13 protein-coding genes are annotated in these 14,493 nt (G+C 33.3%); 6 read left to right on the forward strand and 7 right to left on the reverse strand.

The features are described 5' to 3' along the window. Positions 1–26: 26 nt before the first annotated feature. The 5 genes from ACQ0RB_RS01160 to alaS all read right to left on the reverse strand — a co-directional run bounded on the left by ACQ0RB_RS01160 (position 27) and on the right by alaS (position 8,282). On the reverse strand, positions 27–1,970 hold the full coding sequence (locus ACQ0RB_RS01160) for a tetratricopeptide repeat-containing sensor histidine kinase (RefSeq protein WP_430495912.1): 1,944 nt from the start codon (positions 1,968–1,970) through the stop codon (positions 27–29). Between the two features lie 203 nt (positions 1,971–2,173). Continuing rightward, a complete protein-coding gene (locus ACQ0RB_RS01165) occupies positions 2,174–4,084 on the reverse strand; it encodes a PQQ-binding-like beta-propeller repeat protein (protein WP_430495914.1) in 1,911 nt (636 codons plus the stop codon). Positions 4,085–4,086: 2 nt separating this feature from the next. Next, positions 4,087–4,608, reverse strand: a complete 522-nt coding sequence (locus tag ACQ0RB_RS01170; protein ID WP_430495916.1) for a DUF6252 family protein — start codon at positions 4,606–4,608, stop codon at positions 4,087–4,089. A gap of 79 nt (positions 4,609–4,687) precedes the next feature. Then, positions 4,688–5,638 (reverse strand): GSCFA domain-containing protein, encoded by a 951-nt coding sequence (locus tag ACQ0RB_RS01175; RefSeq protein ID WP_430495918.1) that lies wholly within the window; start codon positions 5,636–5,638, stop codon positions 4,688–4,690. 31 nt (positions 5,639–5,669) lie between these two features. Next, positions 5,670–8,282: an alanine--tRNA ligase gene (alaS, locus tag ACQ0RB_RS01180; protein WP_430495920.1), complete on the reverse strand. Its 2,613-nt coding sequence runs from the start codon at positions 8,280–8,282 to the stop codon at positions 5,670–5,672. Positions 8,283–8,411: 129 nt separating this feature from the next. Here alaS and ACQ0RB_RS01185 point away from each other — a divergent pair, with 129 nt between their 5' ends. The 6 genes from ACQ0RB_RS01185 to ACQ0RB_RS01210 are packed head-to-tail and all read left to right on the forward strand — an operon-like array spanning position 8,412 to position 12,150. After that, positions 8,412–9,383, forward strand: coding sequence for a M23 family metallopeptidase (locus ACQ0RB_RS01185; RefSeq protein WP_129759165.1), 972 nt, complete (start codon positions 8,412–8,414; stop codon positions 9,381–9,383). Positions 9,384–9,387: 4 nt separating this feature from the next. Further along, positions 9,388–9,717, forward strand: coding sequence for a MerR family transcriptional regulator (locus tag ACQ0RB_RS01190; protein WP_129759166.1), 330 nt, complete (start codon positions 9,388–9,390; stop codon positions 9,715–9,717). A 12-nt stretch (positions 9,718–9,729) separates the two neighbouring features. Beyond that, a complete protein-coding gene (locus ACQ0RB_RS01195; protein ID WP_129759167.1) occupies positions 9,730–10,332 on the forward strand; it encodes a LemA family protein in 603 nt (200 codons plus the stop codon). Next, a complete protein-coding gene (locus ACQ0RB_RS01200) occupies positions 10,332–10,769 on the forward strand; it encodes a TPM domain-containing protein (protein ID WP_430495923.1) in 438 nt (145 codons plus the stop codon). The genes ACQ0RB_RS01195 and ACQ0RB_RS01200 overlap by 1 nt, the downstream gene beginning before the upstream one ends. Next, complete coding sequence (locus ACQ0RB_RS01205) at positions 10,769–11,602, forward strand: TPM domain-containing protein (RefSeq protein WP_430495925.1); 834 nt, start codon at positions 10,769–10,771, stop codon at positions 11,600–11,602. The genes ACQ0RB_RS01200 and ACQ0RB_RS01205 overlap by 1 nt, the downstream gene beginning before the upstream one ends. Before the next feature lie 2 nt (positions 11,603–11,604). Next, complete coding sequence (locus ACQ0RB_RS01210) at positions 11,605–12,150, forward strand: hypothetical protein (protein ID WP_430495927.1); 546 nt, start codon at positions 11,605–11,607, stop codon at positions 12,148–12,150. 61 nt (positions 12,151–12,211) lie between these two features. Here the strand turns inward: ACQ0RB_RS01210 and der are convergent, their stop codons facing one another. Together der and era are read right to left on the reverse strand one after the other, a co-directional pair. Continuing rightward, the gene (der, locus tag ACQ0RB_RS01215) at positions 12,212–13,516 is read right to left on the reverse strand and encodes a ribosome biogenesis GTPase Der (protein ID WP_131505876.1); all 1,305 of its coding nucleotides are present in this window, start codon (positions 13,514–13,516) and stop codon (positions 12,212–12,214) included. A gap of 65 nt (positions 13,517–13,581) precedes the next feature. Beyond that, complete coding sequence (era, locus tag ACQ0RB_RS01220) at positions 13,582–14,463, reverse strand: GTPase Era (protein ID WP_129759941.1); 882 nt, start codon at positions 14,461–14,463, stop codon at positions 13,582–13,584. Positions 14,464–14,493: the final 30 nt, after the last annotated feature.

A 14,493-nucleotide genomic window follows, 5' to 3' on the forward strand; every position in this document is an offset into this window, starting at 1 on the left:
TTGGTTGATTTGTTTAAAGTTAGAAATTAATTTGGGAACGTAAGTGATATTTTTGTGCCTTCATTTAATTTAGAATCAATTGAAAACTCACCTCCTAAATCATTAACACGTTTTTTCATGTTTGTTAAACCGTTTCCTTTTTCGATAGTGTTGAGATTAAAACCTTTTCCGTTATCAATTATTGATAGTTTGTAGTTCTTAGGTTTGTCTATACTAATTTCAATTTTAGTTGCCTTAGCATGTTTTATGGCATTATGTACAGCTTCTTGAACGACTCTATGAATTCCTATTCCTGTTACCGAAGAAAACGACTTTTCAATATCAACTTTATTAGAAACATTAATATTGAACTCTATTTCCTGCGACGCAAATCTTGCTTTATCTTTGTAGTTTGTAATTCGTAAAATAAGGTCTTCAATTGTTATCTCTTCCTTATTCATTGCCCAAATAGTATCGCGCAACTCATAGATGGTTTCTGAGGTGAAATTGCTAATGCTTTCTAGTCGTTTGTTTAGGGTTTCATCTTTAATATCAAAACCATACTTAAGATTGTCTATAGAAGAAATTATAAAGGTAAGCTGCGCACCAATATTATCATGCAAATCTCTTGAAATTCTCAAGCGTTGTTCTTGAAGCTTATTTTGAGTTTCAATTTTTATCAACGCATCTTTGAGTTCATTTTCTTTTTTTAGCTGCTTGTTTTTAAGTTTTTGCTGATTGAAAAATAAGTAGCCTATCAGTCCTAAAACTACTGCTAAGCAAACCACTCCATAAAGTTGATAGTTTTGCTTTTGAATAGTTAATTTATGTTCCGCAAGTTCAGCACGTTGTATCAGTATTTCTTTTTCCTTTTTTTCGGTGTCATATTTCACTTCAAGATCAGCAATAGCTTGCGCATTCTTTTCAGAAAAAATAGAGTCTTTTAAAATTCTAAATTTATGAGTGTGCTCTCTTGCTTTTTTAAAATTTCGAAGCATGTAATAACTCTCTGCTGTATTTAAGTTAAGATCTCCTGAATTGGCTTTTATTTGAGGATATTTCTGAATCAGTTTAAATCCTTTTTCAGCATAACCCAAAGCGGTTTGTGGTTCATTAATTTCGTTATACAACGCTGTTAAATTGGAGTATGTTGATAATTCAGACGCTTCATCAGACTCAAAACCTTCAGGCTTATCCAAAGCTTGTAAATAGGTTTTGATAGCCAAATCATAGTTATTATTTTCATTATAGGCATTTGCAAGGTTATCTAACAACCTGTAATACTCTATAAGGTTATTAGTGCGTTTAGCTATTACTAACCCTTTTTTATATGTCATTATAGCTTCATCAATGCGTCCTAAATCTTTTAGGTTGATGCCAATGTTATTTAATGACGTAATCTGGTCATTCTCTAAGTTATGCTCTTCTCGAATTTTTAACGCCTTTTCATGATAACTCAATGCCTTTTCATTAAGATTCATTTCTTGATATATAAGACCTATATTGTTAAGATACGTATGACTTTGTTTTTCATCGCCAATGGCATCATTCATTCTTAAAGCATCAAAAAAGAACCTCAATGCGTCATCATATTCGCTTCTGTTCCAATGAAACATTCCTAAATTATTAATGCACATGACTTCAATATTTTTGAAGTTGTGTTCATGACTTAAATCCAACGCTTTAGTGAAGTAGTATTTAGCTGAATCGGACTTACCAGTGACATCCATATAGATACCATGTGTATTTGTTAATTCGGCTAAACCAAAATTAAACCCACTCTCTTTGGCTTGCGTTTTCCCTTCGGTAATGACTTGAAGTGCTTTATCAGAATCGTTGAATATATAACTGAATCCAATCTTATTAAACGTCCTGATTCTTACTGAATCATTCTTTATTTCTTTAGCAGCCGTAAGTAAGCTATCTAAGTTTTGCGAATAGGTATAAGATGACTGAAATATAAATAGAAGTGTAACTAAAAGTATCCTCATTTTTGGCAATAAAAAAAGCATCAGAAAATACCTGTCCTTACCAGATAATATAACTGACGCCTTTTTAAAAAATTGATTAATAGCATTACGAATATATAACATATTGAAGTTCATCATCTTTTTTTTCGATAAGAAGCAATTAAAAAAGATTAAGCGTAATCCTACAAAAATTACGCTCAATCAGGAAATCTCAACAACAAGATTTAATTATTAAGATTGTAAGCATAAATCGTTTTATCATTGGCTTTATAGAAAAGAAACCCTCCAAATTCATCTACCTCATACTCAGGCTTTTTGTCGTTTAAAACAATTTCTTTATCTGTATTACCAGTGTCTTTATTTACTTTAACTAACCCAACACCATTATCTAATTTAGTTAAAATAAACTGTGCATTTTCGGTGGCTGCAGTTGATTTAAATCTAGTAGATAAATAATCAAAAGAGGCTCCTGCTATTCCAGCAAACATATCGGCAGCTCTTTTAGCTTCTTTACCATAATCGTTATAGCTATCAAGGTCATTTACACTACCAAAAGCACTTCTATTAGCACCAGCTTTCATACTCATAGAAACTGTCATTGCTGTAGATGCTACTGCTGTAATACCTCCTACAATTTTACCAAAGGTGCTTCTTCCTGGTGATTTATGGTAAGTGTGATAATTTTCATTTCCGTCAAATGCTAAAGAGGTCATATTTTGACTTGATGACAAAAAGATACCAGTATCTCTTATTTCCATATGATTAGGATCTTCTTTTTCTTCAAAATCGCATTTAGCAAGATCACTAACTTCACCTGAATTTGCATCAACAGCCATAATTTTTCCATCAGCAGCAATTAAATATCTGTCATTTTTAGCATCAAAGGTTGATGCTACTGAAGCTGCTCTTTTATATTTTAACGGCTTACCCCAAACCTCTTCTCCTGTTTCTAAATTCACAATATTAGCGTCTTCACCTGTAATATATAGTAACCCTTGTGGTGTGTGTGCCATTACCATAATATTTTCTCCTGTTTTAAGAGGCTTTTTGAAAAGGGGTTTGCCGTCAAATGAAATTTTATTGATACCTCCTGATTCTATTCCGAATAAAATACCATCTTCCATTATGTAAAAATGCTGAACGTATCCTTTTGTTTTTGGTGCTTTATCCCATAGATCTTCTCCAGTAGCTGCACTAAACATGGTTATTTTTGATTCTGATTTTGCACCTAAAGCTCCTGTGCCTCCTGCAACATCACTAACTACAGCTAAACCTTGAGGTAGAATTTCAAAGTTTGTAACAATACCTTTTACTTTTCTATCGTCTTCCCAAAGTTCAGCTCCATTACTTCCAATTTTATGGATTCTGGTGTTTTTTCCATTTGTTGTAGTTTCAAAACCATAAATTTCTTTTTCAGTTTCATCGGCAACCATCCAGTTAACACCTTTTATTTTAGTTTGCCATAAATCTTCCCCTGAATGCGATTTAGCAATAAGTCCTTGAGCTGTTGGTATAATTAAAGAGTTCTTTAAAAGCAAAGGCGTTCCTGTAACGCTAAAGTCTTTTGCAATTCCTACTCTACCTGGTTTATCTAAAAAGAAACTATAGTCTAGTTTAGAAGTGTTAAGATCGTATACTGCTACTTTAGGAGTCATTTTTTCAAACTTATCGCCTATTTTCTGAATACCACTAACTACTAATTTGTTTTGTGGCAACATAACATTACAAGTATAAATTTGATTCCAGCTATCATCATCTGAATTGAAAATCACTTTACCTTGAACATAATCTATCACTGCTCTTTTGGTTTTAGACAATCCTGCAAAACCCGAAGTCGCTCCTTGAGATACGACTATATATGGTGAACCTGGAATAAAATTAGTCTCTTCTGGTTTTAGCTTTCCAAAATTATTAAAGGTAAAAACTGGTTGGCTTTCTGTTGGTTTTATGCCTACTAAACCATCATTTGTTGCCACTACCAATACGCCTCCAATAGTCAATGTCATTTCATTAATCTTAGCTCCTAAGTCATAACTTTGACTTGGCGCTTCTGCTTTTTGCGCATTAGCAAAGGTTGCACTAACTAATAGTGCAACCAATACTAAGCTCTTAAATTGAATTAATAGCGTTTTCATGATTAAAAGTCTATGTTAAATGAACCCTCTGTTACATCTTTAATAGAATCGTCTGTACTATTTTTAGCACTAAAACTAAAAGTTCCTTTAATGTTAGTTTCCGTTACTTCAGATATATTGATTTCACCAACTTGCATATCATCGTAAGGTGCTTGCCATATAATAATCTCAGGATTTGTAGGATCATTAAGATCAACATTTGTTTCTTGGTAAGCAGCTACATTAAAAATGTTAGCTCCTCCACCTAATGGATAAGTACCAACACCGTCATAACCAATAATAGTTAAAACTATAGCCTTACTTGAAGTGCCACCTGTATTCCCTTGAATTTGCAGAGTTCCACTGTTTAACGTTGCAAAAGTCGCTATTTCCACAGATGTCATAGTTGCACCATCTATTTTTGCAGTTAAAGTCCCAGGGCTTGCAGAACCACCACTTCCTCCATCGTCATCACTTGAACATGAAGTTAATCCTACCATGGCTGTTACCATGATTAATAACATAAATTTTCTTAAATCTTTCATTGTTGAATATTTTTAATTAATAACTGATTCAAAAATGCAACTTTAAGAAACTGAAAGAAATACGTAATATGTCGTATTTTTAAAATACGATATGCGAAAAAGACTGCTGCAACTGGTTTTGCTTGTCTTTTAATGATTGAAGAAATGCCTTATGGCTATTAGAGTTTGGATTAAACGGTCTGTGTTGAAGTCCTTTTTGTATCACATCAACCTCGTTTAATGTTTTATGAGCCTTTTCTGAAATCCAAACCTGTTTAAATTTTTCCCAAATGTAATTTACTGCTACATCATTTGGATGTAACATATCGGCTTTATAAAAACGATAGTCGCGAAGTTCGTCCAGCATAATTTCATACGAAGGGAAATAATACTGTTGCTTTCTTGGTTCAACAACTTGATGAATAGCTGCAACTAAATGCGCTTTGCTTTGCGTGTTCTCAACAAAACCATCTTTAATATGTCGCACAGGAGATACTGTAAAAATTATAGACGCTTTAGAATTAACGCTTTTTATTAAAGCAACTATAGCTTGTAATGATTCTGAAATTTCATCAACCGTTAGCAGCTCTTTTGTAAATTGTTTTTGTGGTACTTTATGGCAATTGGCAACAACAACACCTGATGTTGTATGTCTATAAACCCAAGCAGTTCCTAATGTAACAATAACATGTGTTGCTTGGTGTATTTGCTGATTTGTTGACTGAACAGCATTGTTCAAAGCATACAATAAATCATCTTTATTATCACTACTTAACTTGGAATGCGCTTCATAACAATGCCATTGTTCGTTATGAAAAAAGATATCTTCTTCGGTGTACGTTTTAGAATTAATCGCATTAGCAACCAAACGTTCAATGGCTATCGGATGAAATAAAATACCAAATGGATTTTGAAAATTCTGAAGCTTAAAATAGTTAAACTTCTCTCCTATATTCTCAACAAAACAAGACCCAAACAGCGCTATTTTAGAATGATAATCTATTTGATTATGCAGCTCTGATTGTAACGGTATTTGGGTTTGTAGTTTCATAATGAATTCTGCTTAAAAACAGAATGATAATTTATGCGATATAACTTTTCACTGCTACCAAAGCGTCTTTTATACCACTAGGATTTTTTCCTCCTGCAGTTGCAAAAAACGGTTGTCCGCCTCCACCACCTTGGATGTGTTTCCCTAATTCTCTAACAATTTGTCCAGCATTCAAGCTTTTTTCTGCAACCAATTCTTTTGAGATATAACAAGACAATAATGCCTTACCATCGTTTTCAGCACCAAAAAGTAGGAATAGGTTATCATATTGACTTCCTAACTCAAAGCATAAATCTTTTATTCCTGCTGCATCTAAATCAACTTGTTTTGCTAGAAATGTGATGCCATTAACTTCGGTTAACTCATTTTTAAGCTCACCTTTTAAGTTTTTAGCTTTATCTTTTAAAAGCTGCTCTATTTGCTTTTTTAGGTTTGTATTTTCCTCTTGAAGATTCTGTAATGCTTTTACTGGCTCTTTAGCATTGTTAAGTAAATCTTTCATTTCAAAATACGCACGATTGTTTTCAAAATAGAAATCTTTTACAGCATCGTTTGTGATAGCTTCAATACGACGAATTCCAGCAGCAACTGCGCCTTCAGATACAATTTTAAAATGCCAAATATCTGCAGTGTTTTTTACGTGAGTTCCACCACAAAGCTCGATAGACTTACCGAATTTTATAGTACGTACAGTGTCTCCATATTTTTCCCCAAATAACGCCATTGCACCTTCGTCAATAGCTTGTTGCATTGGAATATTGCGTTGTTCTTGCAATGGTAATTTGCCTTCAATTCTGGCATTTACAAAGTTTTCTACATCACGCAACTCATCAACGGTTAGTTTAGAAAAGTGTGAAAAGTCAAAACGTAAATACTTACTGTGTACCGCACTTCCTTTTTGCTCAACATGCGTTCCTAAAATCTCACGTAATGCCTGATGTAATAAGTGTGTTGCAGTATGATTACATTCCGTTCTGTAACGTTGTTTTGCATCTACAGTTGCTTTAAAAGTGCCTTGTACATTTTTAGGAAGACTCTTTGCAAAGTGAATAATAACATTGTTTTCTTTTTTGGTATCAACAATATATACAACATCACCAGAAGCATCTTCTAGATAGCCTTTATCGCCAACTTGCCCACCACCTTCAGCATAAAACGGTGTTAAATTAAACACCAGCTGGTACATTTCACCATCCTTTTTTGAAGTTACTTTTCGGTATTTGGTAAGCTTAACATTAGCTTCAGTAACATCATAACCAATAAACTCTTGCTCATTATCTTCAAGAACAATTGTCCAATCGTCTGATTTTAATTGAGAAGCTTGCTTACCACGTTCTTGTTGCTCTTTTAGTTTTTTATCAAACTCTTCGTGATTATAGGTAAATCCGTTTTCACGAAGAATTAAATCGGTTAAATCTTCTGGAAAACCATAAGTATCTTTAAGCTCGAAAACTTTATTTCCTGAAATTTCTTTGGTGTTAGAATGTGTTATAATTCTATCAAGCAATAATAACCCTTGATCTAATGTTCTTAAGAAAGAAGCTTCTTCTTCTTTTATAACATTTTCTATTAGTTGTCTTTGTTCTTTTAATTCAGGGAAAGCTTCTCCCATTTTTTTGATAAGCACATCCACCAAACGGTAAATAAACGGCTCTTTTTGGTCTAAAAACGTAAATCCGTAACGAATAGCACGACGTAAAATTCTTCTGATAACATAACCAGCTCCTGTATTACTTGGTAATTGTCCGTCTGCAATAGAAAACGCAACTGCACGAACGTGATCAGAGATAACTCTAATAGCAACATCTATCTTATCGTTTTTACCGTAATCTTTATCAGTAATGGTTTCAATTTCACGAATTATCGGTGTAAAAACATCAGTATCATAGTTACTTTGCACATTTTGTAATACCATACACAAACGCTCAAAGCCCATTCCTGTATCTATATGTTTGTTTGGTAAATTTTCTAGAGAACCATTAGCTTTTCGATTGTATTGCATAAAAACCAGGTTCCATATCTCCACCACTTGCGGATGATCCATATTCACCAAATCCTTACCAGAAACCTTCGCTTTTTCTTCGGCAGAACGAATATCAACATGAATCTCACTACAAGGACCACAAGGACCTTGATCTCCCATTTCCCAGAAATTATCTTTTTTATTGCCTTTTAAAATTCGGTCTTCTGCAATATACTGTTTCCAAATATCGTAAGCTTCAGTATCTAATGGTGTACCATCTTCTTCGTCACCTTCAAAAACGGTTACATATAAAATGTCTTTGTCTATTTTATAAACCTCTGTCAATAATTCCCAAGCCCAAGCAATCGCTTCTTTTTTAAAGTAATCACCAAAACTCCAGTTACCCAACATTTCAAACAATGTGTGGTGATAAGTATCATAACCAACTTCTTCTAAATCGTTGTGTTTTCCAGAAACACGCAAGCATTTTTGAGTATCAGCAATTCTATTGCTTTTTGGTGTGGCATTACCTAAAAAATATTCTTTAAAAGGTGCCATTCCAGAGTTGACAAACATTAAAGTTGGATCATCTTTTAACACCATTGGTGCAGATGGTACAATAGTATGTTTTTTATCTTCAAAAAACTTTAGAAATTTTGAGCGTATCTCTTGAGACTTCATGTATGTTTAATTCTCGTTCTTGTTAAAATTATATTAATTGCGAAACAATTTTTATCTTTGGTCGTTTGCAAATAAAATTCATTTGATTGAAATGATTTTATCAATTGCAAAAATAGTATAAATAAAGAAATGAGTAAGGTAAAATATTATTATGATTCTGAAACACTTTCGTATAGAAAAATAGAACGAAAGAAAAGACGAACATTTAAGTACATTTCACTGTTTTTATTAGCTTCTGCCTTGTTTGGTTTTTTATTTGTGTTTATCGCAAGTCAATATATTGAATCTCCAAAAGAAAAGGCTTTAAAACGTGAGCTTTCTAATATGCAGTTACAATTTCAGTTGCTCAATAAAAAAATGGATGAAACTCAAGATGTACTTGCCAATATTGAAGAGCGCGACAATGCTATTTATCGACTGTATTTTGAAGCAAACCCTATTCCTGAAGAACAACGAAAAGCTGGTTTTGGTGGTATTAACCGTTACAAAGACTTAGAAGGATTTGACAACTCTAAATTAATTATTGAAAGCCACCGAAGAATGGACATTCTTCAAAAGCAAATTGTTGTACAATCACGTTCATTAGACGAAATAGCAACTTTAGCTAAAGACAAAGAAAAGTTTTTAGCTTCAATACCTGCCATTCAACCCGTTAATAATGCCGAATTAACTCGTATGGCATCAGGTTATGGTTATAGAACTGACCCTTTTACTAAAGTGAGAAAATTTCATTTTGGTATGGATTTTACAGCTCCTCGCGGAACTCCTGTTTACGCTTCTGGAGATGGTGTTGTTACCAGAGCAGACAACAGAGCTACTGGTTATGGTAAACATATTAGAATAGACCATGGTTACGGATATGTTAGCCTTTATGCGCACTTATACAACTACAATGTACGTGCTAACCAAAAGGTTAAACGTGGTGATTTAATAGGTTTTGTTGGTAGTACAGGACGTTCGGAAGCTCCACATTTACACTATGAGATTTTTAAGGATGGTGAACGCATCAACCCTATTAACTTTTATTACGGAAATTTATCTGCTGAAGAATTCTCTGACTTACTAGAAAAAGCTTCATTGGAAAACCAATCTTTAGATTAATTTTATGCATATAGAACTCCCAGAAAAACGATACTATAGCATTGGCGAAGTTGCAAAAGCTTTTGATGTCAATGCATCATTGATTCGTTTTTGGGAAAAAGAGTTTGATATTCTAAAGCCTAAAAAAAACGCAAAAGGCAACCGTAAATTCACACCAGAAGATATTAAAAACCTAAAGTTTATTTACCACTTGGTAAAAGAACGAGGATTTACTCTTGAAGGTGCAAAAACTCATCTTAAAGAAGAAAAGAAAAAATCGCTAAGTAATTTTGAAATAATTAGTAAATTAGAAGCTATAAAGGCGCAACTAATCAAAATTAAATCACAACTTTAAAACTCTCTTATCATGAAAAAATGGTTACCATGGATTATTGTTGCAATAATCGCAATAGGTTTGTACACTAAAGGAAAAGGTTTTTACAACGAAGCTATAAGCCTTGACGAAAACATTGGCGAACAATGGTCCAAGGTAGAAAGCGCTTACCAACTAAGAAGCGACCTCATACCTAACCTAATGAAAGTTGCTGAACGCTATGCCGAATATGAGCAAGAAACTTTTAAAATAGTTACTGATGCGCGTTCTAAAGCCACAAGCATACAAATTGACCCATCAAATATTACTCCTGAGCAACTCACCCAGTTTAAAGAAGTGCAAAGCACTATGACCTCAGCTTTATCTAGGTTACTAGCTGTTTTTGAGCGCTATCCAGACTTAAAAGCTAATGAAAACTACAAGGAATTGATGAACAGTCTTGATCGTGTTGAAAAACGAATTAAAGTAGAGCGCGACCGTTTTAATGAAACCATTACACCTTACAATAACTTAGTAAGACAGTTTCCTAACAACCTGTACGCAGGCTTTTTTGGATTTGAGAAAAAAGAACGTTTTGAATCTGACGAAGGCGCTGAAAAAGGTATTGACATAAACGACTACAAATCTGACAATTAATGTCTACCGTTGAAAATTTTCTTTCACAAACCGAAGAACAAGAGGTTATTAAAGCCATACGTGAAGCTGAACGTTTAACTTCAGGTGAAATTCGTGTTCATTTAGAAAAATCCGATAATGGAAATGCCGAAGCACGTGCTATGGAAGTGTTTCATTATTTAAAAATGGACAACACCAAATTGCAAAATGGTGTTTTAATTTATGTTGCTGTAGAAGATAAGTCGTTTGCTATTTATGGAGATAAAGGTATTAATAATGTTGTGGCTAATGACTTTTGGGAAAGCACAAAAAACACTATCCAATCTCATTTTAAATCTGGTCGTTATAAGGACGGATTAATCTATGGCATTTTAAGTGCTGGTGAGCAATTACAGCATCATTTTCCTTGGAATCATTTTGATACTGACGAACTCCCAAATGAAATCTCAAAAATTTAATGCGCAATAGAGTTTACATATTAAGTTGTGTGATTGTGTGCTTTTTTGCTACTCAATTTTCATTTGCTCAATTTAAAATCCCAGAAAAACCTACAGGTAGTAATCAAACTAGTGTTTATGACTATATTGGATTGTTATCTAACTCTCAAAAAGACCATTTAGAGCAAAAACTGATAAAATATGCCGATTCTACTTCATCTCAAATAGTAGTTGCCATTATTAGTACATTAAATGGAGACGACATTACCCTAGTTGGTGCAAATTGGGGGCACAAATGGGGAATTGGACAAGCTAAAGAGGATAACGGAATTTTAATCTTACTCGCTAAAGACGACCGTCAAATAGATATTAATACAGGTTACGGTATGGAATATCGACTTACTGATATTTTAGCCGAACGTATTATAAACAGAGTCATGATTCCTGAATTTAAAAAAGGGGATTTTTACAGTGGACTAGACAAAGGAACAGATGCAATTTTTGAAGTATTAAATGGTGAATTTAAAGCCGAATCTACTAAAGAAGACTATAGTTTTCCTATTGGTGTTTTTGTGGTCTTGTTTGTGATGTTTATTGTGCTCTTAATAGCAATTTCTAGTAATCGTCGTGGAAAAGGTGGCGGAAATAGTGGTGGCAAAGGTAAAGACTTAGATAGTAGAGATATTTTAGAAGCCATTATATTGAGTAATATGGGACGAGGTAGCTACGGGAGAAGTTCTGGTGGAGGTATTTTTGGCGGAAGTTCAGGTGGTGGAAGCTTTGGTGGAGGTGGTTTTAGTGGTGGCTTCGGTGGAGGCGGATTTGGAGGTGGTGGAGCCTCAGGAAGTTGGTAGTTATGAAAAAGACGATTGTATTTTTAATAATTATGGCTCTTTTTAGCTGCAATGAAGAACAAAAATTAAAAAATACTAATGGATTATTCTCCAAAATTGAATTTCAAGAATTAAATCTATTACTTCATGATTTTGACTCTATCTTAATTGAAGAGTACAATACATCTCCTATTAAAAATGCTTATTCTGAATTCTCTAAGTATGTATTAAAAAACAATACAATTCCTTCTAATTCTAAAATTGATTCTTTAGGAAAATCTGTTATAAAGTATAATGTTTTTGATAAAATTTGGTGGTCATATAAAAGTTCTAATTCAGATAAATTAAAATACAATTTAGCATCTCAAAGTAACTATCTTAAGTATTTAAAATTAATTGGAGAACAATTTGATTTCATAAAAGAATACACAAATATTATAGAGTCTACAAGTGACATTACACCTGCATTAGCATTTGGGTTTGCTAAAAACATTCAACTAAATGATTTTGAAAATGAAAATATCAGATTAATTTTTGCTATTCACTATTTGACTCTACTGAATAGATAAAATTCACTTCAAAAAACCTCTAACTTTGTAAATTACAAAAACGGAATTAATAAAATAGCAGCTATTTCTTACGCATATAAACGCTTACAGGAACTCCATGAAAATCAAAATGTTCCCTAAGTTTATTTTCTAAAAAGCGCTTATAAGGTTCTTTTACATATTGAGGTAAATTACAGAAAAATGCAAATTGCGGTTGTGGTGTTGGCAATTGCATAATGTATTTGATTTTTACATACTTACCTTTATATGCTGGTGGTGGATTATGGTCTATAATTGGTAATAATACTTCATTAAGCACACTAGTTTTTATACGCTTTGTTCTGTTTTTATAAACTTCAACAGCTGTTTCAATAGCTTTAAAAATACGTTGCTTGTTCAATACCGAAATAAACACAATTGGCACATCAACAAAAGGTTCAGTTTCTCGTCTTATCATTTTTTCAAACTCTCTGGTTGTTTTATTATCCTTTTCAACCAAATCCCATTTGTTTACCAAAATAACAATGCCTTTACGGTTACGTTCGGCTAGCCAAAAAATGTTTTGTACTTGACCATCAAACCCTCTTGTAGCATCTAAAACCAATAAGCACACATCACAATGTTCAATAGCTCTAACGCTTCGCATTACTGAATAAAACTCAAGGTTTTCTTTTACTTTAGATTTTTTACGAATTCCTGCGGTGTCTACTAAATTGAACTCAAAACCAAAACGATTATATTTTGTATCAATGGAATCTCTTGTAGTACCAGCAATATCAGTAACTATATATCTATCTTCACCTATCAAGGCATTGATAAAAGAAGATTTTCCTGCATTGGGACGACCTACAACTGCAAAACGTGGTAACTCTTCTTCTTCTACTTCTTCTTTTTCAGGTAAGGCTTCAACTAGAGCATCTAACAAATCTCCTGTTCCACTTCCATTAATACTTGCAATAGTATAGTACTCTCCAAGACCTAATGCATAAAACTCTACTGCATCTTCAGCACGCTTAGCATTGTCAACTTTATTAACAGCTAAAAACACTGGTTTTTCAACTTTACGAAGAAGTTTAGCAACGTCCTCGTCCATTCCTGTTACACCAGTTTCTACATCAACCATAAAAATAATAGCATCAGCTTCATCTATAGCAAGTTCTACTTGTTTATCAATTTCGGCTTCAAAAACATCATCACTACCAATAACATAACCACCTGTATCGATAAGAGAGAACTCTTTACCGTTCCAATCACTTTTTCCATAATGACGGTCTCTGGTAACTCCACTAACAGCATCAACAATGGCTTCTCTACGTTGTATTAAACGATTAAAGAAGGTTGATTTTCCTACATTTGGTCTTCCTACAATAGCTACTATGTTGCTCATTATGATTATTTTTTGCGCCTGCAAAGATAATATTAGTTTGCAGTATTTTAAGATAAAAAAGTGTTTTACTTTTGGTTATACCCAAAACGCTTTAATTGATTTGTATTTGTACGCCAATTTTTATTGACTTTTACGTATAATTCTAAATGAATTTGTTTTCCAAAGAATTTTTCTAAATCTTTTCTAGCCTCAATACCTACGCGTTTTAAAGCAGAGCCTTTATGTCCAATGATAATACCTTTTTGAGTATCGCGCTCTACCATAATTACCGAACGCATTCTAATGATATTTTCTTCTTCAAAAAACTCTTCGGTATCAATTTCTACAGCATAAGGAATTTCTTTCTTATAGTGTAGAAGTATTTTTTCGCGAATGGTTTCATTAACAAAAAAGCGTTCAGGTTTATCGGTAAGCTGATCTTTTGGATAAAAAGGTGGCGACTCAGGAAGCAACTCTATAATTCTGTTAAACACTTCTTTTACTTGAAATCCTTCTAATGCGGAAATAGGAAAAATTTCAGCATTTGGCACTTTTATTGCCCAAGATTGAACTTGCTCTTCTAGCTGTTGTTGGTCAGAAGTATCTATTTTATTCAATAATAATAAAACAGGAATTTTAGAATTGGTGATTTTATTGAAAAAGGCTTCATCTTTCAATTCCTTTTCTCCTATTTCAACCATGTAGATTAATACATCGGCATCATCAAAAGCAGATTTTACAAAATCCATCATGGATTCTTGAAGCTCATATGCTGGTTTTATAATTCCTGGTGTATCACTTAAAACTACCTGAAAGTCGTCTCCATTTACAATACCTAATATTCTATGACGAGTAGTTTGCGCCTTAGAAGTTATTATTGATAATTTTTCACCTATAAACGCATTCATAAGTGTTGACTTACCAACGTTAGGGTTTCCTATAATATTTACAAATCCAGCTTTATGCATTTTCATTAATTCTTGTTGGCAAAGATACAG

The sequence above is a fragment of the Gaetbulibacter sp. PBL-D1 genome (genome assembly GCF_050509525.1).
GTDB lineage: Bacteria > Bacteroidota > Bacteroidia > Flavobacteriales > Flavobacteriaceae > Gaetbulibacter_B > Gaetbulibacter_B jejuensis.

Coding starts and splice junctions, on each gene's coding strand:
- ACQ0RB_RS01195 (WP_129759167.1), top strand. CDS start 9,730: ATGAAAAAATGGTTACCATGGATTATTGTTGCAATAATCGCAATAGGT.
- ACQ0RB_RS01170 (WP_430495916.1), bottom strand. CDS start 4,608: ATGAAAGATTTAAGAAAATTTATGTTATTAATCATGGTAACAGCCATG.
- ACQ0RB_RS01165 (WP_430495914.1), bottom strand. CDS start 4,084: ATGAAAACGCTATTAATTCAATTTAAGAGCTTAGTATTGGTTGCACTA.
- era (WP_129759941.1), bottom strand. CDS start 14,463: ATGCATAAAGCTGGATTTGTAAATATTATAGGAAACCCTAACGTTGGT.
- ACQ0RB_RS01160 (WP_430495912.1), bottom strand. CDS start 1,970: ATGAGGATACTTTTAGTTACACTTCTATTTATATTTCAGTCATCTTAT.
- ACQ0RB_RS01205 (WP_430495925.1), top strand. CDS start 10,769: ATGCGCAATAGAGTTTACATATTAAGTTGTGTGATTGTGTGCTTTTTT.
- ACQ0RB_RS01210 (WP_430495927.1), top strand. CDS start 11,605: ATGAAAAAGACGATTGTATTTTTAATAATTATGGCTCTTTTTAGCTGC.
- ACQ0RB_RS01185 (WP_129759165.1), top strand. CDS start 8,412: ATGAGTAAGGTAAAATATTATTATGATTCTGAAACACTTTCGTATAGA.
- ACQ0RB_RS01175 (WP_430495918.1), bottom strand. CDS start 5,638: ATGAAACTACAAACCCAAATACCGTTACAATCAGAGCTGCATAATCAA.
- ACQ0RB_RS01190 (WP_129759166.1), top strand. CDS start 9,388: ATGCATATAGAACTCCCAGAAAAACGATACTATAGCATTGGCGAAGTT.
- alaS (WP_430495920.1), bottom strand. CDS start 8,282: ATGAAGTCTCAAGAGATACGCTCAAAATTTCTAAAGTTTTTTGAAGAT.
- der (WP_131505876.1), bottom strand. CDS start 13,516: ATGAGCAACATAGTAGCTATTGTAGGAAGACCAAATGTAGGAAAATCA.
- ACQ0RB_RS01200 (WP_430495923.1), top strand. CDS start 10,332: ATGTCTACCGTTGAAAATTTTCTTTCACAAACCGAAGAACAAGAGGTT.